This is a genomic window from uncultured Rikenella sp., assembly GCF_910579375.1.
Taxonomy (GTDB): Bacteria; Bacteroidota; Bacteroidia; order Bacteroidales; family Rikenellaceae; genus Rikenella.
Genome location: NZ_CAJTUJ010000003.1, coordinates 34,412 through 55,301, shown reverse-complemented (window position 1 = coordinate 55,301; position 20,890 = coordinate 34,412). Strand labels below are relative to the sequence as shown.

General features: G+C 56.0%; 18 protein-coding genes and 1 tRNA gene. 14 read left to right on the top strand and 5 right to left on the bottom strand.

All coding sequences use genetic code 11. The annotated features are described in order from the left end of the window. The 5 genes from QZ302_RS00845 to QZ302_RS00825 all read left to right on the top strand — a co-directional run. Positions 1-552: 4-hydroxy-tetrahydrodipicolinate reductase (locus tag QZ302_RS00845; protein ID WP_294591425.1), on the top strand; the 552-nt coding region annotated here is incomplete at its 5' end. A gap of 15 nt (positions 553-567) precedes the next feature. Continuing rightward, complete coding sequence (lepB, locus tag QZ302_RS00840) at positions 568-1,977, top strand: signal peptidase I (protein ID WP_294591422.1); 1,410 nt, start codon at positions 568-570, stop codon at positions 1,975-1,977. 55 nt (positions 1,978-2,032) lie between these two features. Further along, entirely contained in the window at positions 2,033-2,917 is an 885-nt protein-coding gene (locus QZ302_RS00835) for an electron transfer flavoprotein subunit beta/FixA family protein (protein ID WP_294591421.1), read from the top strand. 38 nt (positions 2,918-2,955) lie between these two features. Further along, complete coding sequence (locus QZ302_RS00830) at positions 2,956-3,975, top strand: electron transfer flavoprotein subunit alpha/FixB family protein (RefSeq protein ID WP_294591419.1); 1,020 nt, start codon at positions 2,956-2,958, stop codon at positions 3,973-3,975. A 17-nt stretch (positions 3,976-3,992) separates the two neighbouring features. After that, positions 3,993-5,747 carry an acyl-CoA dehydrogenase family protein gene (locus QZ302_RS00825; RefSeq protein WP_294591417.1) on the top strand — a complete coding sequence of 585 codons (1,755 nt, stop codon included), beginning with the start codon at positions 3,993-3,995 and terminating at the stop codon, positions 5,745-5,747. A 346-nt stretch (positions 5,748-6,093) separates the two neighbouring features. Here QZ302_RS00825 and QZ302_RS00820 read toward each other — a convergent pair whose 3' ends face one another. The 5 genes from QZ302_RS00820 to QZ302_RS00800 all read right to left on the bottom strand — a co-directional run bounded on the left by QZ302_RS00820 (position 6,094) and on the right by QZ302_RS00800 (position 11,563). Continuing rightward, a complete protein-coding gene (locus QZ302_RS00820) occupies positions 6,094-6,687 on the bottom strand; it encodes a peroxiredoxin (protein ID WP_294591415.1) in 594 nt (197 codons plus the stop codon). A 74-nt stretch (positions 6,688-6,761) separates the two neighbouring features. Then, the gene (locus tag QZ302_RS00815; RefSeq protein ID WP_294591413.1) at positions 6,762-8,534 is read right to left on the bottom strand and encodes a hypothetical protein; all 1,773 of its coding nucleotides are present in this window, start codon (positions 8,532-8,534) and stop codon (positions 6,762-6,764) included. A 94-nt stretch (positions 8,535-8,628) separates the two neighbouring features. Further along, positions 8,629-9,333, bottom strand: a complete 705-nt coding sequence (locus QZ302_RS00810; protein WP_294591411.1) for a hypothetical protein — start codon at positions 9,331-9,333, stop codon at positions 8,629-8,631. A 28-nt stretch (positions 9,334-9,361) separates the two neighbouring features. Further along, positions 9,362-10,228: a 3-deoxy-8-phosphooctulonate synthase gene (gene kdsA, locus QZ302_RS00805; protein ID WP_294591409.1), complete on the bottom strand. Its 867-nt coding sequence runs from the start codon at positions 10,226-10,228 to the stop codon at positions 9,362-9,364. A gap of 57 nt (positions 10,229-10,285) precedes the next feature. Further along, positions 10,286-11,563, bottom strand: coding sequence for a replication-associated recombination protein A (locus QZ302_RS00800; RefSeq protein WP_294591407.1), 1,278 nt, complete (start codon positions 11,561-11,563; stop codon positions 10,286-10,288). A 65-nt stretch (positions 11,564-11,628) separates the two neighbouring features. Here QZ302_RS00800 and QZ302_RS00795 point away from each other — a divergent pair, with 65 nt between their 5' ends. From QZ302_RS00795 to QZ302_RS00755, 9 genes are all read left to right on the top strand, one after another. Further along, on the top strand, positions 11,629-12,111 hold the full coding sequence (locus tag QZ302_RS00795) for a metallophosphoesterase family protein (protein WP_294591405.1): 483 nt from the start codon (positions 11,629-11,631) through the stop codon (positions 12,109-12,111). A gap of 98 nt (positions 12,112-12,209) precedes the next feature. Further along, the gene (locus tag QZ302_RS00790; protein WP_294591403.1) at positions 12,210-14,936 is read left to right on the top strand and encodes an N-acetylmuramoyl-L-alanine amidase; all 2,727 of its coding nucleotides are present in this window, start codon (positions 12,210-12,212) and stop codon (positions 14,934-14,936) included. Next, entirely contained in the window at positions 14,933-15,313 is a 381-nt protein-coding gene (locus tag QZ302_RS00785) for a VOC family protein (protein ID WP_294591401.1), read from the top strand. Before QZ302_RS00790 ends, QZ302_RS00785 begins: the two co-directional genes overlap by 4 nt. Before the next feature lie 54 nt (positions 15,314-15,367). Next, positions 15,368-16,123, top strand: a complete 756-nt coding sequence (locus tag QZ302_RS00780) for a hypothetical protein (protein ID WP_294591399.1) — start codon at positions 15,368-15,370, stop codon at positions 16,121-16,123. Further along, positions 16,120-17,565, top strand: coding sequence for a TrkH family potassium uptake protein (locus QZ302_RS00775; RefSeq protein ID WP_294591397.1), 1,446 nt, complete (start codon positions 16,120-16,122; stop codon positions 17,563-17,565). The genes QZ302_RS00780 and QZ302_RS00775 overlap by 4 nt, the downstream gene beginning before the upstream one ends. A gap of 32 nt (positions 17,566-17,597) precedes the next feature. Beyond that, positions 17,598-19,199: a hypothetical protein gene (locus QZ302_RS00770; protein ID WP_294591395.1), complete on the top strand. Its 1,602-nt coding sequence runs from the start codon at positions 17,598-17,600 to the stop codon at positions 19,197-19,199. After that, a complete protein-coding gene (locus QZ302_RS00765) occupies positions 19,196-19,660 on the top strand; it encodes an NfeD family protein (RefSeq protein ID WP_294591393.1) in 465 nt (154 codons plus the stop codon). Before QZ302_RS00770 ends, QZ302_RS00765 begins: the two co-directional genes overlap by 4 nt. 38 nt (positions 19,661-19,698) lie before the next feature. Then, positions 19,699-20,673, top strand: coding sequence for a flotillin-like protein FloA (floA, locus tag QZ302_RS00760; RefSeq protein ID WP_294591391.1), 975 nt, complete (start codon positions 19,699-19,701; stop codon positions 20,671-20,673). Positions 20,674-20,754: 81 nt separating this feature from the next. Further along, positions 20,755-20,843 (top strand) — tRNA-Ser (locus QZ302_RS00755). Positions 20,844-20,890: the final 47 nt, after the last annotated feature.

Here is a 20,890-nt window from a genome sequence, read left to right as displayed (position 1 = left end):
TACGAGAATATCATGACCTGCCTCAAGAGCGGGATACCGGTCGTTTGCGGAACCACGGCGTGGCTAGACCGGCTGCCGGAGGTGACCGCGCTGTGCGAAGCGCAGAAAGGGGCGTTTTTTTACGCCTCGAATTACAGCATCGGCGTCAATCTCTTCTTCGCCATCAACCGGAAGCTGGCCGAGATGATGAATCGTTTTCCGGAATACGACGTCACTTTGAACGAAGTGCATCACGTCCAGAAAAAAGATGCGCCGAGCGGCACGGCGGTTACTTTGGCCGAGGATATCCTGGCGGGGATCGATCGGAAAACCGCATGGCATCTGGGAACGACTACTGCGCCGGACGAGTTGGAAGTCACGGCACAGCGGCGGGCGATGGTGCCGGGGATTCACACCGTGGTGTGGGAGTCGGACGCCGACATCATCACGCTCGACCACAACGCCAAGAACCGCAGCGGATTCGCTATGGGAGCGGTGTTGGCCGCAGAGTTTCTGGCCGATAAACGCGGCACGGGACGAGTTTACGGCATGAAAGACTTGCTGGGGTTCTAATCGAAACGACACGACATGAAAAAAGCTATCGAAAAGCTGCGCGCAATCTGGGGAAACAAGTGGGTTAAATTTTCGATCGTCAGCCTGATCTATATCCTGTGGTTCGTGGTCTGGACGCGGAACTTGTGGTGGCTGCTCGGCGTGGCGGTCATTTACGACCTATATATCACCCGGTTTATCGATCGCATCTGGCTGAACCGCTATCGGGCTTACAAAAAGGGACACAAAGGTTTCCGGCATGTGATGGAGTGGGTCGAAGCCTTGCTTTTCGCCGTGATCGTCGTCGTGCCGCTGAAGACCTACTTCTTCGGGATGTACGTCATCCCTTCGTCGTCGATGGAGCAGACCTTGCTCGTCGGAGACTATATTTTCGTGGACAAGACTTACTACGGGCCGAAGATGCCCAATACACCGCTCTCGTTTCCGTTCGTCCAGAACACCCTGCCGCTGACGAAGACCACGCCGTCGTATGTCGATTGGATCCAGTGGCCGTACAAACGCTTGGCGGGAAGAGGCGTCGTGAAGCGCGACGACGTGGTGGTCTTCAACTTTCCGGAAGGAGATACAGTCGCTTTGGGGACGGTGGCTGTGGCGGACGAATACGGACGGTCGATGGAGACCGACGTATCGACCACGAGTTATTACGATTTGGTGCGGATGTTGGGACGCGAGCAAGTTTACGACGAGCTGGAGGTACGCTACCGGCCGGTGGACAAGCGGGAGAACTACATCAAACGGTGCGTGGCTTTGGCGGGCGATACGGTGCAGGTGATTGACGGAGATGTCTACATCAACGGCCAGGCGCAGCGGTCGATACCGGGCGTACAACATCTTTATATGGTGCATGTTACGACTCCGATCGGCTCGAAAATATTCGAACGGCTGGGGATCGACCGCGAGGAGATCGGCTATCAGGCGGAGGCGGGGCGATACACCTTGCCGCTGACCGCTGAAGGGGTGGAGGTTTTGCAGGGACTGCCGGAGGTGACGAGTGTGACTCGATTCATCAACCGCATTCCGAACGAGGCGATTTTCCCGCACAACACCGATCTTTATCCGTGGACGGAAGACCAGTTCGGGCCGCTGTGGGTACCGCAGGCGGGCGTTACAGTGCCTTTGACGGTTGAGAATCTGCCGCTCTACGAACGGATTATCCGGAACTATGAGGGGAATGATTTGGTGGTCGACGAGGCGGATAGTTTGATTTACATAAACGGTTCTCCGGCAAAAGATTATACCTTTCAGATGGATTATTACTTCATGATGGGCGACAACCGGCACAACTCCGCCGACTCGCGCTTCTGGGGCTTCGTTCCGGTCGACCATATCGAGGGGAAAGCCTCTTTTGTATGGCTATCCATTACGCCCGGCAAGAATATCTTTACCGGCGTGCGTTGGGACAGGATGTTTCGGAAGATTCAATAACCGTTCCTCGGGCGAAAGTTAAACATGAAATAAATAAACCCAAACCTTTCATTTTATGAATGATACCCTAAAAATAGTCGTACTTGCCAAACAGGTTCCCGACACAAGGAACGTAGGCAAAGATGCCATGAAAGCCGACGGGACGGTGAATCGGGCGGCGCTGGCCGCTATCTTCAACCCGGAGGATTTGAATGCGCTGGAGTTGGCATTGCGCATCAAGGATCGACATCCGAAATCGACCGTTACGGTTCTGACCATGGGGCCTTTTCGGGCGGCGGAAGTGATTCGCGAAGCGATGTTTCGCGGAGCGGACGGCGGAGTGTTGCTCACCGACCGGAAATTTGCCGGGGCGGATACGCTGGCGACCAGTTATACGCTCTCGTGCGCCATTCGGAAGCTGAATCCCGACCTGATCGTTGCCGGTCGGCAGGCTATCGATGGCGACACGGCACAGGTGGGGCCGCAGGTGGCCGAGAAGTTGGGTTTGCCGCAGGTGACTTATGCCGAAGCGGTGGATAAGATCGACTTGCAGGCCGGCGAGATTACCATCCGCCGACGTTTGGAACGCGGCGTGGAGACCGTTACAATGAAACTGCCGGGGGTAGTGACCGTTAATGCCAGCGCACCGGCGTGTCGGCCGCGGAACGCCAAGATGGTGATGAAATACAAACACGCCCGGACGGTGAGCGAAGTGCAGGAGCAGCAGGAAGACTACTACATGGCTTTGCACAAAGACCGGTGCTACCTCTGCATTCCGGAGTGGAGGGCGAGCGACGTGGACGCCGAACCGGAATCGCTCGGCCTGAGCGGATCGCCGACCAAGGTCAAGACCATTGAAAATATTGTCTTTCAGGCCAAAGAGGCGAAGCATCTGACCGGAAGCGATACCGATATCGAAGGGCTGATCAAAGAACTGATCGCTTCGCACACAATCGGTTAATCCTGTTCACCTAAATTAAACCACCAACTGAAATTCTCATGAACAATATATTCGTTTACTGCGAGATTGAAGACGGCAAAGTCGCCGACGTTTCGCTGGAACTGCTGACCAAGGCTCGGGCTTTGGCCGAGACCTTGGGATGTCGGGTCGAAGCACTGGCCATCGGACATAACTTAGCCGGAATCGAAAAACAGCTGGCCCAATATGGGGCGGAGGTTGTGCATGTGGCGGACGGAGCAGAGCTGGCCCCGTTCCGGACACTGCCGCATGCGGCGATCATTTGCGGCGTGTTCAAGGAAGAGCAGCCGCAGATCGCTTTGTTCGGGGCGACTTGCACCGGACGGGACTTGGCGCCGCGGGTATCGTCGGCACTGCACAGCGGTTTGACGGCCGACTGTACCTCGTTGGAGATTGGTGACCACAGCGAGGCCAGGACGGGGAAGGAGTATAAAAACCTGCTCTACCAGATTCGACCGGCGTTCGGGGGGAACATCATCGCCACGATTATCAATCCGGATCATCGGCCCCAGATGGCGACCGTGCGCGAAGGGGTGATGAAAATGGAGCCGGTGGCCAATCCGAAGGCGGCGGAGGTAAAAACGATCGACTACAAAAAATTCCTGAACGACGGGGATTTTGCAGTCAAGATCATCGCCCGCGAGATGGAAGAGCGGAAAATTGATATCAAAGGTTCGCCCATTATCGTGGCCGGCGGTTACGGGATGGGGTCGAAAGAGGGGTTCGATCTGCTGTATCAACTGGCCGAAATGTTGGGGGCTGAGGTAGGGGCATCGCGCGCCGCGGTGGATGCCGGGTTTACGGAACACGAACGCCAGATCGGACAGACAGGGGTGACGGTGCGGCCGAAACTCTATATCGCCTGCGGGATTTCGGGCCAGATTCAGCATACGGCCGGGATGGACGGCAGTTCGATGGTCATCTCGATCAACACCGATCCGGAGGCGCCGATCAACAAAATCGCCGACTACGCGATTATCGGGGACGTGAACGCCGTGATTCCGAAGATGATCAAATATTACAAGCAGAATAGCAAATAATTCAGGGACTTACAGATATGGCTAACTTTTTCTTAGACAACAAAGACATACAGTTTCATCTGGATCACCCCCTGATGAAAAAGATCGTGGAGCTCAAAGAACAGGGGTTCCGGGATAAGGCAACCTACGAATATGCGCCGGTGGACTTCGAGGATGCGATCGACAGCTATCGGAAAGTGCTGGAAATTGTGGGCGATGTGGCGGCGAACACGATTGCCGTGAACGCCGACTCGGTGGACAAAGAGGGGCCGAGGGTGGAAAACGATCGGGTAATCTATGCGCGCGGGACGCAGGAGAATCACGATATGCTGACGCAGGCGGGAGTTTATGGAATTTCGCTGCCGCGACGGTTCGGAGGGCTGAATTTTCCGCTCGTTCCGTATGTGATGACCTGCGAACTGGTGAGCCGGGCCGATGCCGGATTCGGCAATATCTGGGGGTTGCAGGACTGTGCGGAGACCTTGCATGAGTTTGCCAGCGAAGAAATTAACGCAGAATTCCTGCCGCAGATTAACCAAGGGGCGACGGCGGCGATGGACCTGACCGAACCGGATGCAGGGTCAGATTTGCAGGCCGTGATGCTCAAGGCGACGCCCAATCCGGATAAGCCGGGCGAGTGGCTCTTGAACGGCGTGAAACGGTTCATTACGAATGGGGATGGCGATATTTCGCTGGTGCTGGCCCGGTCTGAAGAGGGGACGACCGATGCGCGGGGCTTGTCGCTGTTCGTGTACGACAAGAAACACATGGCGGTCAAGGTGCGGCGGATCGAGCATAAGTTGGGGATTATCGGCTCGCCGACCTGCGAACTGGTCTTCACCAACGCACCGGCCAAGCTGGTGGGCGATCGGAAGATGGGGCTCATCAAGTACGTGATGGCGTTGATGAACTCGGCGCGGCTCGGGATCGGAGCGCAGTCGGTGGGGATCATGGAGGCGGCGTACCGCGAAGCGTTGAAATATGCCAACGAACGGGAACAGTTCGGTAAACCGATTATTCAGTTCCCGGCGGTTTACGAACTACTGACCAACATGAAAGCGCGGTTGCAGGCCTCCCGGGCATTGCTGTACGAGACGGCACGGTTCGTGGATGTCTATAAGAACTATTTCCACATCGAAAAGGAACGGAAACTGACGCCGGAGGAACGGACGGAGATGAAGCAGTATCAGAAGCTGGCGGATGCTTATACGCCGCTCTTGAAACTCTTCTCGTCGGAATACAGCAACAGCGTGGCTTACGACGCCTTGCAGATTCATGGCGGTTCGGGATTCATGAAAGACTACGCCATCGAACGGATCTATCGGGACGCACGTATCACTACCATCTATGAAGGGACGTCGCAGTTGCAGGTGGTAGCGGCGATTCGCGGGGTGACGACGGGCGTATTGCTGGGGCAGATGCAGGCTTACGAAGCGATCAAACCGGTGTCGGAACTCGACGGACAATATCGGACGCTGGTTACTATGCGTGAACAGTACGAAGAGGCGGTGAAGCGGGTGCAAGAGACTTCGGCCAAGGAGGGGAGCGATGCCGACCTGCTCGATTTCCATGCGCGTCGTTTAGTCGAAATGGGAGGCTATATCATTATGGGACACCTCCTGCTGCAACAGGCCGGCCATGCCGAAGTAGGGGAGGGCTATCGCATCTCCGCCATCGCCTTCATCAAGGAGGGACAGACCAAGTGCAATGCCCATCTGAGCTACATCCGGGAGTTCGAACCGGACAGCTTGGGGTATTTCAAAATGGTATTGGACGAAAAGATCGAGGTTTAATTAACCTACTGTTTTTTGCATACCCGTTCTTTAGCTACGTGCGGGTACTGTACTTTCTGTGAACAGAAAGTACCAAAGAAACTTTCGAAAGTGCTTCGCACTTTAAAGCCATTCGGAGGACAAGGTTCTCGACCACTTGTTCTTCGGGCCAAGAAAAAAGGGCGCGCTAAGGTTTTTGATAGCCTCAAGCGCGCCCTTTTCCGTGGCCCGAAAAGTCAAAAGTTCAGATACTGTACCGAAATAGCGTTAGGATGCGCAAGCATCCTCGGAAGTCTTTCTGGTTCTCTTTCTTCAGAAAGAGAACAGTTCCATACAGTACTAAGGAACAAGTGCCAAAATAGTATGATTATTTAATACCCTTGTCACCCTTGTGCCAATCAATCGGACACGCCTCGCCGTACTCTTCGAAATGTTGCAACGCGTCGATCATCCGCAACGTCTCGTCTATGCTTCGGCTCAACGGCAGGTCGTTCACCACCTGATGCCGCACGACTCCGTTTTTGTCGATCAGAAAACTCCCCCGATAGGCTATCGCCGGCCCTTCGAACGACACTTCGCCTTCCTCATTGTAGAGATAATCGCCCGCCAGCACATCGTACTGCTGCATAATCGTCTTGGCCGTATCGGCCACCAACGGATACCTGACCCCCTCGATCCCCCCTTGTTTTACCGGGATCGACAGCCATTTCTGATGAACGAACTGCGAATCGCCCGAGCAGCCTACTACCGCCACGTTCCGTTCGTCGAACTCCGCCATCCGTTCCTGGAAAGCGAGAATCTCCGTCGGGCACACTGCCGAGAAGTCCGCCGGGTAAAAGAAAAACAGCACGTACTTTTTACCCGCATATGTTTCCAACGAAAAATCCGGGACGATTTCGCTCCCGTTTACCACCGCTGTAGCCCGGAATACCGGAGCCTTTCTACCGACTAATACTGACATGATTTCAAGAATTTAAGTATGTAGTCGATAAGAGTGCATAATTCATGCCACGAATCGAGCCCCTGTCGAAAAGATCACCGATAAGGAATCACCTGCGGCTTCTCAGGGGCGAAATCGATCTCTTTGAAGTCCGGCTCGCTGGAGATCGAGAAGGTACGATATCCCACGTCCGGCGGCCTGTTGAAAGCATACCCGAATCGAATCTCCACGTTGTTGAAAATCAGCCGTTCGTTCCGAATCCGCACCCCCGCGCCGATCGCTCCTGTAAATCGGTTGCGAAACAGATTGTTGTCGTATCCGAGCCATCCGACATCGCCGCAGAGGAAAAACGCGAATCGGAAATGGTACAGAAACAGCGGGGTGAAGACAACCGTCTCGGAACCGATCGTCAGCCGATTGTAACCCGTCATCCGCCAATCGGCCGAGAGTCCGCGAATTCCGCGCCCCCAACGATTCTCGTACCGCAACGCTTCGCGCTCGCCCTCCAGACGATGAAAACCCATGGTCGCCGACAGGGTTCCGAACTGCCGGATGTAGCTGGTACGCACCCGCAACAACGGCGTGAAGTACTTGATATGCCCCGTCGCCACCGACTGTTGCAACCGATAGTTCCGGGTGAAGTAAGAACCGAATGCCAGACTCGCTTCCAGATAGCTGTTCCGGATCAGGTTGCCCCAATAGCCCCGAACTCCCCAATAATCTCTCCCTCCGAGCTCCTCTTCCCACTGCCGTCCGCCGACCAACTCGAACCGGAAACCGTAAGGGATGTCCTCCGTCCGTCCGAATCCGTAGATCATGTTCCCCTGAAAATAGTTCCGCCGCGAAAAACCGAATCCGACCAGAAACTGCGTCGAATGGTGGTAATACGGATTCAGCTTCTCCGAAACCTCGGGCCGCTGAAGATAACGTTCCCGATCCAGCGAAGCCGTCACATAGACGTTCGTCCCGTTCCGCCAGTTCAAACACCACGACCTGCCGCCCCAACCGCCTAAGAAGAACCGTTCGATGTAGTGCGACGTATCCGTCCGGGTCATCTCTTCACGGCGGTAGGTGCGATCGGCCGTGAAGCCGAACCCCCATCCCGTGGGGAGAATAAACGGATGAACGACGGCGAAGCGGGCCATATTCTGATCGCCTCCGCTCCCCAATCCGATGGTCGCATCGGTAAAATGTCCCAACAGATTTCGGGCTGTGTATTCGACTCCGAAGCCGAAGCGGCTCAGCTGCTTGTCGCCGGCTACTTTCAACTTCAATTCGTCGCCCGTTCCGAGAAAGTTGCGGTCGAAAACCGAGAGGCTCTTCTCCCGACTCCCCCAATTGACATCCGCGCCGATCGACCAGTTATCGCGCGCAAAGATATGGATCGACACCCCCGTCGAATCGTTCCGGTCGGGCATGACGACGAAATAGGCGGTCGCCAGATTGGGCAGGCTACGCAGCAACTCTTCATTGATCCCCAGCACATACGGATTGAGCGTATCGCCGACCTGAAAAAGCAGGTTCTGAGCCAATTGGCGCGGTTTGGTCTGGATGTGGATTTTGTCAATCGTCCGTTGCAGCCAGCTCATGTTGCGCGTCGTATCGCGCGGCGAGAAGACGTTGGCCAACGTCCAATGAATGCCGGTGATTCTTTTTCCGGCAAAGAGTTCGAAGTAGTCTCGATTCTGTTTGAAGTCAAGCGAAGGAGTCCCCTCATCGCTGCTGTTTCGCCCCCGGATGAGCGAACGGAACAAAAAGCGTGTGAAAGCATTCTTGTATTTCCGCAGCCGCAGCGTGTCATAGAAAGCATCCGACCGGGCGCTCTGTTCCCGATAGTTGATCGGCACGATGGCCGTGTCGGCATGCAATTGGTTCGTATAATGCGGCGGAAGCTGTCCGCGAGAGGCAGGAACAGCTACTCCGAGAAGAGCGATCGAGAGAAAGAGAACGATATGTTTCCCATTACACATCGTCCGACCGGAACTGATACCCCATTCGTTTCCCCGTCTGGAGTTTCGAGTTCTCAATTTTGGTATTCATCTGGTCTACCGTCACCAGTTTGACCGTATCGTAAGGCGGCACCAGAAGATCGAAGTCCAGGGTATAAGCCATGGTGTTCTCGATAATCTCGGTCAGGGCATCCGGCGTAATAGCCCCCTGTCCGAAATTGTCGTGCCGATAGGTCACCTGCCGTTTCCCTTCGACCATGTACTGGAAATCGCGATTGATAAAGATCCGCGCCACGAGATAGCCCTCGTCCGCCGACCGGTTGTACCGGAACGAGTCCGAGAGGAAGTTGTAGATGTTGATCACCCCGCAATAAGCATTCTGCTTATCCTGCTTCACATAAGAGTTCTGCCAGATAATGTTTTCCCGCTCGAACTGGAAGACATTGGTGTGCATGCTGAAGATCAGGATATCGCCCGCCATCTGGAGCTGCGCCTCGAACTTCCCCCGATCCCGGTACTCCAGCTTGATACGCCGGTCGGAAGCCCCTTCGAGCTGTTCGTTTACCTCGACGGCGTATTCCTGCAAAATCTCCTTGAGTTGTCCGAAAACCTGCTGCGTGTTGTCGAAAATCTGCTGCAAGAGCACCGACTTGGTCTTCAGTGTCTCTACGATCTGTTCGCGTTTTCCGGCGGGTTTCGCCGTCTGTTTCTCTTCCATACAGTGAATTTGAAATCCTGTTTGGTGATTAAAACGAGAGGACGGTGTTCCGCAACGCCACCAGCCGCTCCAGCATTCCTTCCATCCGATCCAGCGCCAGCATATTGGCCCCGTCCGACAAAGCCTGTGCCGGATTCGGATGCGTTTCGACGAACAGGCCGTCCGCCCCCACCGCAATCGCCGCCCGGGCGATGGTTTCGATCATCTCCGGCTGTCCGCCCGTCACCCCGCTGCTCTGATTGGGCTGCTGCAACGAGTGGGTGATATCCACCACCACCGGAAATCCCGTCTGTTGCATGATCGGTATCCCCCGATAGTCCACCACAAGGTCGTAGTACCCGAACGAAGTACCCCGGTCAGTCAGCATCACCCGGTCGTTTCCCGTCTCGGTAATCTTCGCCGCGGCAAAAGCCATCGATTCGGGAGCCAAAAACTGCCCCTTCTTGATATTGACCCACCGTCCGGTCTCTCCGGCCGCGGTCAGCAGATCCGTCTGCCGACAGAGGAAAGCCGGAATCTGAAGCACATCCGCATACTCCGCCGCCATCGCCGCCTCCTCCGGATTATGAATGTCGGTCACCACCGGCACATGAAACTCCCGCCGCACCTTGGCCAACAACTCCAACGCCCGGATATCGCCGATGCCGGTAAAAGAGTCCGACCGACTGCGATTGGCTTTCCGATACGAAGCCTTGAAAATGTACGGAATCCCCAGTCGCGAGGTAATCTCCACCATCCGGCCGGCAATCTCCATAACGATCGCCTCGCTCTCCACCACACACGGCCCACCCATCAGAAAAAACATTCCCCGTTTTTTATTCTCCGTCGTAAAACCGGGAATCTCTACCCGAATATCCGCCTCGTCGGCCTTGTTCCGACAACAGTGCATGGTCATAAATGTCGCTTTTTTCTGTAAATTTAACCGTTTTTCCGCGAAATCCAAGCCTCGCGGCTAATATTTCCCGCCCCACAACTCCTCCATCCGAACTTTCAGCTTCTCCTCCGCCGGATTTTCGCCCGGCTCCCAAAACCTCGTCCCCGAAAGCCCCTCCGGCATGAATTCCAACTCCACGAAATGGCCCGGATAGTCATGTGCATATTTATAGCCCGTCCCATATCCCGCCTTCTCCATCAGCGGGGTAGGGGCGTTCCGCAAGTGCAACGGCACCGGCCGATAGCCCTCCCGTTCGACCTGCGCCAAAGCCTTGTTGATCGCCATGTAGGCCGAGTTGCTCTTCGGCGAAGTGGCCAGGTAGATCGTCGCCTGCGCCAGCGTAATCCTCGCCTCCGGCATCCCGATGTTGTGCACCGTATTGAAACAGGCCTCGGCCAGCAACAGCGCGTTCGGATTAGCCAGCCCGATATCCTCCGAAGCCAGTATACACAAACGCCGGGCGATAAACCGCGGCTCTTCACCCCCTGCCAACATCCGTGCCAAATAGTAGATCGCCGCATTCGGATCGCTTCCCCGCACACTCTTGATAAAGGCCGAAATGACATCGTAATGCTCTTCGCCCCCCTTATCGTACCGGGCGACGTTCTGCTGCAAAGCCCCCCGCACCGTCTCGTCGTTGATCACGATCAGCGCCTCTTCCTCCGCCATCCCGCACAGCATATCGACGATATTCAGCAGCTTCCGCGCATCGCCGCCGCTGAAAGCGAACAATGCCCCCGTCTCTTCGATCCGAATCTCCCGCTCCTTAAGGCAGATATCCTCCTTAATTACCCGGTCAAGTAACGCGCGCAAATCATCCTCTGCCAATGGTTTGAGGATATAGACCTGACACCGCGAAAGCAGCGGCCGGATCACCTCGAACGACGGATTCTCGGTCGTCGCCCCGATCAGCGTCACCACCCCCTGCTCGACAGCCCCGAGCAACGAGTCCTGCTGCGCCTTGTTGAATCGATGGATTTCATCGATGAACAGCACCGGAGGCGCCGAGTCGAAAAATCGGCTCGACTTCGCCTTCTCCAACACCTCGCGCACCTCCTTCACCCCCGCATTGATTGCACTGAGTGTAAAAAACTTACGTTCCAGCGACCGGGCCATAATCTGCGCCAGCGTCGTCTTGCCCACTCCCGGAGGCCCCCACAGAATAAAGGAGGAAAGGTTCCGCGACGCCACCAGTTTGCGCAACACCCCCTCCGGCCCGACCAGATGGGTCTGACCGATATACTGCTCCAACGTCGTGGGACGCATCCGTTCCGCTAATGGTATGCTGCTCGTCATGATATACAAAGATACTTCGGTTTCTCAAATTATTATAACTTTGGTGCGCAATAGCACCACTCCGTATGATCAAAATAGGATTGATTTCCGACACGCACGGAACGTTCGACGATAAAATCAGGCATTTTCTCGATCCGGTGAGCGAGATTTGGCACGCCGGCGACATCGGTTCGCTGGAGCTGGCCGACGAGATAGCCGCTTTCCGCCCCCTGAAAGCCGTCTACGGCAATATCGATGACCACCGCGTGCGGACCGTCTATCCGAAATTCCAGCACATCGTGTGCGAGAATCTGAGCGTCGTGATGACCCATATCGGCGGCTATCCGGGCCGTTACGAGCCCGAAGCCCGGATGTGGATCGAGCGGATCCACCCCGACCTCTTCATCAGCGGCCACTCGCACATACTCAAAGTCATAAACGACAAAAAGTACCATCTATTGCATATGAATCCGGGGGCGGCCGGATATGGTTATCAGGGAGTTCGCACCGCTCTGCGTTTCATGGTCGACGGCGACCGGGTGACCGAAGTGGAGGTCGGCGAGTTCTGACGATGAGACGATTTTTCCTATTATTAGTCGGTTTATTATTCAGCTCGATTTCAGTCGCTTTCTCCTTTTCATCAGAACCAACGCTTTCGGCGGCGAAATTGAAAATCGAACAGCAGAACATCCTGAAAAAACTCGGCAAGCGCCCCTCCCTGTTCGACCCGTGGCGCAGCGAATCGGTACGGAGCGTCGTGCTGGAGCGGGTGAAATTGAGTCCTGATAAAAAGCGGCTGGAGCTCTATTGCAATGTGGGGCTGGCACAGATCGCCATCCGACAGGAGTTGCTCGGACAATGGGCCGACGCCGTACGGGAAACTTTAGGAGCAGGGTATCAGAACTGCGACGTGCGTTTCTTCGCCTATAAAATTCCTGCCGAACGATTCATTCCCAATGCTTTCCGTCCGAAAGAGGGGCGCGATCCGAAACGGGCGAGCACGCCGATCCACATTCGCCCGCTGACCCGTCGTGCCGATCGCTCGGGGTATAGCCTCGGATTGGGCGGACGGCACATCGCCTTGTGGGGAGGCCACGGAAAATACTATCAGGAAGAGGAGGATTCCGCCTGGCTCTGGCAGCGCGCTCCGCTATTCACCACCATCGAAGACCTCAATACACAGGAGTTCGCCTCGCGTTATCTGGCTCCGATGCTGGAGCGGGCAGGCGCAGTCGTGGTGATGGCCCGCGAACGCGATCCGCAACCTGCAGAGATCATCCTCGACAACGATGATCCGACACAGGAGGGCCGGGAAATCGACACGGTCGGCAAGTGGGAAAAAACGAATTTCGGATTTGCCGTTTCAGACACCTTAGATCACCAAAATCCATTTCGTCAAGGCACCGTATCAAAGGCCGATATCTCAGCTCAATTCAAGCCACACTTAACCTATCGTATCGCTTTAGATCGGCCGGGGAATTACGGAGTCTATGTCAGCTGGAAAGCCCTCCCCACCAACCTGACGAACGCCCGTTACACGGTCTTTCACGCCGGCGGGCAGGCCGAATTCGAAGTCAATCAGCGAATCGGCGGCTCGACGTGGGTTTGGCTGGGACGATTCGACCTCGACAGCGCCTCGAAAATCGTACTGAGCGCACCGGAAAAGGCGACTACGGGGACACTGACCGCCGACGCCGTGAAGATCGGCGGCGGACTGGGCAACATTCGACGCGGCGGAACGACCAGCGGCGTAGCACGCTATGCTGAAGCGGCCCGCTACTGGATGCAATACAGCGGCGTACCGGACTCGATCTATGCACAGGAGACCTTATCCCTTGAAAACGAAGAGGGTAAACAGCTCGACTACATCGATAACTTCAAGGGAAACGGCGACTGGTGCAACTACATCCGCTACCAGAAAAACATCCCGCTGGATGCGGCGATCGGCCTGCACACGGACGCCGGCATCTGCGACTCGATCATCGGCACCCTCTCTATCCATTATACGAACCGGACGAAGGCGCAATACCGAAACGGAAAGAGCAAACTGGCGGCGCGCGACCTGGCCGACCTGGTACAGACCCAAATCGTGAGCGATCTGCGGACACGGCATGAGCCGCATTGGACGCGTCGCGCGATCTACGACAAAAGTTACGCTGAGATTTCGCGGCCGGATATACCGGCCACGCTGATCGAGATGTTCTCGCACCAGAATGCCGCCGACATGGCACTGGCGATGGATCCGACCTTCCGGTTCGACATGGCACGAGCGATCTACAAAGGGCTGTTGCGCTTTCTGGCCGACCGTTACGGTCGGAGGTATGTCGTCCAGCCGCTGCCGCCCTCGTCGCTCTATACTGAATGGGCGGACGGCGACTCCGTGCGGATCGGATGGAGCCCCACCGTCGACCCGCTCGAAACGACAGCCGTTCCGAATCGGTACCGAGTCTATCGGCGCATCGGCAGCGACGGGGCATTCGATGAGGGTTTCGAAACACGTACGGCCCGGGTCGAGTTGCCGATACCGCGGGACGGACGCGTTTACAGCTTCCGGATTACGGCCATCAACGAAGGGGGCGAGAGTTTTCCGAGCGAGATCGTGTCGGTGGGCCTGAGCCCGACGGAGCAGGGCAGGGCACTGGTGGTGAACGGCTTTACCCGGCTCAGTCCGCCGGGATTACGCCGAGACAACAAGTCGGGCAAATTGTTGGGATTCGATTTGGAGTCCGACCCGGGCGTTCCCTATCGGAACGACCTCTCGATCGTGGGGCCGCAGGTCGATTTCGACCCCTTCTCGCCTTTCGAAGAGAACGACCGACCCGGCTGGGGCGGCTCTTCCGAAACGTGGTATCCGCACGGAGCAGGCGGCAACTCCTTCGACTATCCGGCTGTGCACGGCGAAGCCTTGCTGGCTGCCGGTTACTCGTTCACGAGTTGTTCCCGAAAGGCTTTCGCCCGTCGGCAAATCCGACCTTCCGACTACCGATTGGTCGATTTGATTCTGGGTGCACAGCGGAGCTACCCGAAACGTTATCGAATTTTCGACAAGCTGTTATACAATAAGTTGCAGCAGATAGCTAAAGATTCGATTCCGCTTTTGATCTCCGGCAGTTACCTCGGCTGCGATCCGGGCGTTTCAGCCGAGATGCGGAAAGGCTTGGGCTACGGCCTTGCCGAAACGATTTCCAATCCGATCCCCAGACGGGCGGATCGTTACTTTACTCCGACCTTCGACCGGTTGCAGCCGACGGAGAAGGGTCATTCGATCGCTTCGGAAGATTGGCCGACGAGCGGCGTGCGGAACGGGAAAACCATCCTGCTCGGCTTTCCGGTCGAATACTTGGAAAAGAACGCTTTACAAAGTTTATTTCAACACATAATCACCACGCCATGAGACTGGGACATGCCGCATTGTGGTGCGCCGATCTGGAGGCCATGCGCATCTTTTACGAAACCTATTTCAACGGGCGCAGCGGCCCGAAATACGTGAATCCGGCCAAGGGTTTCGAGTCCTATTTCATCCGCTTCGACGGCGATGCGGCACTCGAAATCATGCGGAGCACGCAAGTCGGCGAACGAGCCGCAACACCGCTTCTCGGCTGGTGCCATATCTCCTTTACCGTAGGCTCCGAGGAGGCGGTACACGCCTTAACCGAACGTTTAAGAAAGGACGGTTATCGGATTCTTTCCGAACCCCGTAGAACCGGCGACGGATTCTACGAAAGCTCGGTGGCAGACCCGGAAGGAAATCCGGTCGAAATCTGCGCTTGAACCGAACGAAAAAAAAGCTACTTTTACAGTCGCTTAGCTGAACGATAAAAACACATGGGGGTCAAACATAAAATCCGCCTGGGCTTCACGGCCATCGGCATTCTGCTGTTTCTGTCCGGCATCATCTCGTCGCTCGAACTGGTGCGCTTCAACCGCACGACGCACAACCTGCTGGAGCGGAGCCAGAACTGTATCGAACGGTCGAAAGAGATGCTCGACGCCGTACAGGAACAAAACACGGCACTTCTGCTTCGGATCACCAACCGCAAACTGGGGGTCGTTTACGACTCCATGCTGGTCAAAAGCAACCGGGACTTCGAACAGGCCTTGCAAAGCGCGGGAGCCGATTTCCGCGACCCGTCGCAGCTGGAGAGCATCCGGACGGCGGCGCGCTACTACAACAGCATCGTCGCTCAGGCCAGCGATACGACCGACATCACCTGGTTTACGGACGTCTACAAAACCTCGTACTACAACCTGACCCACGCCATCAAAGAGTTTATCGTGCAAATCCAGCAGCGCACGATCGACTACACGGCACAACTGGAACGGAACGCCTATCGGGCTTCGATGGTCGGGATCATTGCCCTGGGCGGCGGGATTCTGCTGCTGCTCGTCTTCTATTTCATGCTGAACAGCTACTTTCTCGACCCGGTGCTTCGGATCACGCGCGCACTGAAAGGATACGTCGATTCGCGCCTGCCGTTCGCCGTGAACGTCGCCACGCAGGATGAGATCAACACCCTGCGGGAGAACATCGCCGCTCTGGTTTCGGCCCACAAAAAGATGAAACAAGACGGAGAACGATGAAATTCGGAGTCGTCATACGCTATGTCGGACTGGTGCTGCTGTTCAACGCCGCATTCATGCTGATCTCGGCCCTGATCTCGCTGTTCAACGGCCTCGACACGGGATTCTATCCCCTGCTGGTCAGCTTCCTCATCACCTCGATCATCGGTTCGTTCCCCCTGATCTTCGTACCGAACGACAACAACCTTTCGAATAAAGAGAGTTACGTGATCGTGACGATGGCGTGGGTGATGTCTTGCCTGCTGGGCATGCTGCCTTATCTGATCTGGGGCGGCGAATTTTCCCCGACCAACGCCTGGTTCGAAAGCACATCGGGATTCACCACCACCGGAGCGACCATTTTGAGCGACGTCGAGGCGTTGCCCAAAGGCCTTTTGTTCTGGCGTGCCTCGACCCACTGGGTCGGCGGCGTGGGCGTCGTTCTTTTCGCCCTGGTGATTCTGCCCTCGATGGGGCGGATGAAGATGAGCCTGACGAGCGCCGAGATGTCGATGATGGCCAAAGACAACTTCCGGTACACCACGAAAAAGATCCTGAAAATCATCGTCTTCATCTACGTCGGACTGACCCTGTGCGAAACCGCGGCCTTGATGCTCGTCGGCATGGAGCCGTTCGACGCCGTGACCAACTCCTTCTCCACGGTCGCCACCGGCGGATTCTGTATCCGGAATCAGAGCATCATGTACTATCACAGTGTGGTGATCGAAATAATCGTCATGTTCTTCATGGTCGTCTCCGGGATACACATGGGGCTGGTCTATGCCACGATATGCGGCAAACGCAACAACATTTTCCGGTCGGAAGTCACGCGATTCTATATCCTCTCGATCGTCATCTGCACCGCCATCGTGGCGGCCGGACTGCTGATGAATCACAACTATCCGACCTTCGGCGAGGCGATCCGATACGGAACCTTTCAGGTCGTTTCGCACATCACGACGACCGGATTCGCTTCGGCCAGCGATGCCTTGTGGCCTCCGCTGGCCGTTATTACCATCATCTACTGCATGATCCAGTGTTCGATGGCCGGATCGACCTCCGGAGGGATCAAAGCCGACCGGGTGCTGCTGATGTTCAAAGCGATCCGCGCACGGATGCTGAAACTGCAACATCCGAACGCCGTGATCCGCATCAAACAGAACGGCGTCACGCAGGACGACGGCATGATCAACGCCGCCATCCTGCTGGTCGTCATCTACCTGTTGAGTGCGTTGGGAGGCACCGTGCTGCTTACGGCGATGAACCTCGACCTGCTGACCAGCTTCACCGCCGTGATCTCCAGCCTGAGCAACGTCGGGCCCGGATTCGGCAAAATCAGCAACCTCGACAACTTCGGCGCATTGCCCGCGGCGGCCAAATGGCTTCTGACGGGACTGATGCTCTTCGGGCGTCTGGAATTTTTCGGATTCATCCATATTTTCATGCTTCGCAGTTGGAAATGACCGGAATAATATCTATTTTGCGTTTGCAACCGATGATAAAAAAGATTTCATACCGTATCGTATGTTTCGGCTGGTGTTGGCTGGCGGGAACGGGGATGGCGTGTGCCCAGGAGGTGCGGATGGCGGGATTGGCGGAGAATGCGGAATATACCCGCTTGCTGCGGGAGCAGGAGATGTTGAAGGCTTGCGAGGATTCTACCCTATCGTTGATCGAGCAGAATCGGCGGCTCTTTGAAGAGGGGAGCGATCGGGAGCGGGTCGGGGGAGAGATCGTGCGACTGGAGAGCGAACTCTTCGACGTACGGAGCAAGATCGGCAAGGTGGCGGCCCGGGTGGCGGCGATGGAGCAGACCTACCTGATCGAACACATGGATAACGAGGGAGAGGCGGAGACGAGTGTTGTCACGGGCGAACGGACATTGTTCGACAACCCGTTTTTCGTTGAAAACCTGAGTCGGAACGACCGGACACTCTTCGGATTGAGCCCGCGAATCGAACCGGAAGTCATGAAAATCAACCGGTTGGTTTTGAGCCTGTACGACCAGCTCTTGACCGTGAAACGGCAGTACGAGGCAGCGAGCGACGAGGAGACGATCGACAGTTTGTGGAGGCGTTCCGGCGAGCTCAAAGAACAGATCGAACAGGTCGATGCCTTGATGGAGCGGCTTTGGCTGGTGATTTACGACCGGAAACGGGACAACTATCCGGTATTGGTCGATCAGATAGGCACTCTCGACCGGTTACAGCTCGAACAGCTCGACCGAGAGAGCCGACAGGTGCGGCGAGCCGAGGGGTGGGCCGGCGAGCAGTTGGCGCCTCTGGTGGCGACCTACCCGTTGCAAAAGCAACTGATGCTCGATTACGAAATTGCGATGGCAGAGGCTTTAGAGTTGACTGCGGCGCGGGACTCGTTAGCGACGGAGCGGGGAAAATACTCCGCCGAGAAGCTGGCGGAAGAGATGACCTACCGGGACATTCGCTTCGAACCGCGGAGTTTGGTCGTCTACGCACCGATCACCAAGGCCGGGGAGGGAGAAAGTCGGAATTATACGACCGTCGCGGATATTCCGACGCTGCATGTGCCGAAGACGGGGATTTACTACACGGTGCAAATCGCCAACTACGCCACCGCGCCGAAAAGCATCGACGTTTTCAAAGGCATGACACCGGTCATGTCGCAAAAGGCGACCAACGGACAATGGCGTTATATGGCAGGCGGTTTCGACACCTATGCGGCGGCCAGTGCAGCTGCGGCACAGATGGTTCGAGGGGGATTCCGGGCTACGGTCGTGGCTTATGCCGACGGAAAAATCACGACACCGGCGAAAGCCAAGGCGCTCGAAGCGACAAAGAGCACTGCCGGCGGTGGAGAGGATAATAATAGTACGGCTTCTGCCGCGGCGGGACGACAGGGGAGATTCCATATCGAAATTATTCCGGCCGAACAACGCCTCTCGACCGCAATTCGTGAGATCGTCAAGGCGCGGGCGACCGGAACGACCATTGTGCGGAGTACGGTCGGGAATGACGTGGCCTACACCATCGGAGCATTCGCCACGCGGAAAGAGGCGGAAGCACTGATCGGCGCGTTGGGCGATCAACCGAATATCAAAATGAAAATCGTGACCTTATGACACTCTGGATCACCCTTCTGATTCTGCTCGGCCTATTGCTGTTCGTCGCGGAATTGGTTCTCCTGCCGGGCATCACGCTGGCGGCAGTGGGAGCATTCGTCTGCCTGGTGAGCGCTGCGACATGGGCTTTCGCGGGGGGAGGAGTGGTGACCGGATTCATCGTTATCGGAATTATTGTCCTCTGTTTGAGCATATTGACCTTGCTGTTTTTACGGCCGAAGACATGGAATCGGGTTGCGCTGAAAACCAACATCGAATCGCAAGTCCAACCGGTCGAGATCGAAAAACAGGTGGAAGTGGGCGTACAGGGCTATACATTGACCCGTTTGGCGCCGATGGGAAAAGTACAGATCGGCGACACGATTTTCGAAGCGAAATCGTTGGACAGTTACGTCGATCCGCGGCGCGAAGTGATCGTAATCGGATACGACAACGCCAGCCTCGTCGTCCGACCGCTTTGACCTCCCGCCACACATGTGTGAAATAATTTAACAACCATATGGAAATTTCAACAACCGCCATTGTCATCGCCGCAGTTTCGATTATCCTGCTGTGGCTGATTCTTTACTTCATTCCTGTCGGACTTTGGTTCTCCGCCTTGGTTTCCGGCGTACGAATCAGCCTGTTGCAACTGGTTCTGATGCGTTGGCGCAAGGTGCCGCCAGCTACGATCGTATCCGCCATGATCGAAGGGACGAAAGCCGGCCTCCATCTCAATCCGAACGAACTGGAGGCGCATTATCTGGCGGGCGGGCATGTGGCCAATGTCGTTCATGCGCTGGTTTCGGCACAAAAGGCCAATATTACACTCGATTTCAAGATGGCTACGGCTATCGATCTGGCGGGACGGGACGTATTCGAAGCGGTGCAAATGTCCGTGAATCCGAAAGTGATCAACACCCCTCCGGTGACGGCGGTAGCTAAGGACGGAATTCAGCTGATTGCCAAAGCGCGGGTGACCGTGCGGGCCAACATCAAACAGTTGGTCGGCGGAGCAGGCGAAGAGACCGTGCTGGCGCGGGTAGGAGAGGGGATCGTCTCCTCGATCGGATCATCCGATTCGCACAAGAGCGTGATGGAGAATCCCGATTTTATTTCGCGAGTCGTATTGGAAAAGGGGCTCGACGCCGGGACGGCATTTGAAATCCTCTCCATCGACATTGCAGATATCGACGTGGGGCGGAATATCGGAGCCGTGCTTCAGATGGATCAGGCCAACGCCGACAAAAACATCGCACAGGCACGGGCGGAAGAGAAACGAGCGATGGCCGTGGCATTGGAACAAGAGATGAAGGCGAAGGCACAGGAAGCTCGTGCGAAAGTGATCGAAGCCGAAGCAGGCATTCCGATGGCCATCGCCGAAGCATTCCGGAATGGAAACCTGGGGATTATGGACTATTATAAGCTCCGTAATATTCAGGCAGATACCTCAATGCGGGAGAGCATCGGCAAGCCGGGCGATGTGAGCAAGTAATAATTTTCGTTCGGCACGACGATTTTGATTTGGAAATAAGGAGTGAAAGCACTACTTTTGTCCTGCTTTCAGCGCCTTTCCGGAGAGATGGGTGAGTGGCTGAAACCAGCAGTTTGCTAAACTGCCGTACGGAGTAATCTGTACCGGGGGTTCGAATCCCCCTCTCTCCGCGGAACCTCAAAGACAAAATGAGGTCAAGCAATAACAAATCCTGTAA

Coding starts and splice junctions, on each gene's coding strand:
- lepB (WP_294591422.1), top strand. CDS start 568: ATGAAAAAAGCTATCGAAAAGCTGCGCGCAATCTGGGGAAACAAGTGG.
- QZ302_RS00835 (WP_294591421.1), top strand. CDS start 2,033: ATGAATGATACCCTAAAAATAGTCGTACTTGCCAAACAGGTTCCCGAC.
- QZ302_RS00830 (WP_294591419.1), top strand. CDS start 2,956: ATGAACAATATATTCGTTTACTGCGAGATTGAAGACGGCAAAGTCGCC.
- QZ302_RS00825 (WP_294591417.1), top strand. CDS start 3,993: ATGGCTAACTTTTTCTTAGACAACAAAGACATACAGTTTCATCTGGAT.
- QZ302_RS00820 (WP_294591415.1), bottom strand. CDS start 6,687: ATGTCAGTATTAGTCGGTAGAAAGGCTCCGGTATTCCGGGCTACAGCG.
- QZ302_RS00810 (WP_294591411.1), bottom strand. CDS start 9,333: ATGGAAGAGAAACAGACGGCGAAACCCGCCGGAAAACGCGAACAGATC.
- kdsA (WP_294591409.1), bottom strand. CDS start 10,228: ATGACCATGCACTGTTGTCGGAACAAGGCCGACGAGGCGGATATTCGG.
- QZ302_RS00800 (WP_294591407.1), bottom strand. CDS start 11,563: ATGACGAGCAGCATACCATTAGCGGAACGGATGCGTCCCACGACGTTG.
- QZ302_RS00795 (WP_294591405.1), top strand. CDS start 11,629: ATGATCAAAATAGGATTGATTTCCGACACGCACGGAACGTTCGACGAT.
- QZ302_RS00785 (WP_294591401.1), top strand. CDS start 14,933: ATGAGACTGGGACATGCCGCATTGTGGTGCGCCGATCTGGAGGCCATG.
- QZ302_RS00780 (WP_294591399.1), top strand. CDS start 15,368: ATGGGGGTCAAACATAAAATCCGCCTGGGCTTCACGGCCATCGGCATT.
- QZ302_RS00775 (WP_294591397.1), top strand. CDS start 16,120: ATGAAATTCGGAGTCGTCATACGCTATGTCGGACTGGTGCTGCTGTTC.
- QZ302_RS00770 (WP_294591395.1), top strand. CDS start 17,598: ATGATAAAAAAGATTTCATACCGTATCGTATGTTTCGGCTGGTGTTGG.
- QZ302_RS00765 (WP_294591393.1), top strand. CDS start 19,196: ATGACACTCTGGATCACCCTTCTGATTCTGCTCGGCCTATTGCTGTTC.
- floA (WP_294591391.1), top strand. CDS start 19,699: ATGGAAATTTCAACAACCGCCATTGTCATCGCCGCAGTTTCGATTATC.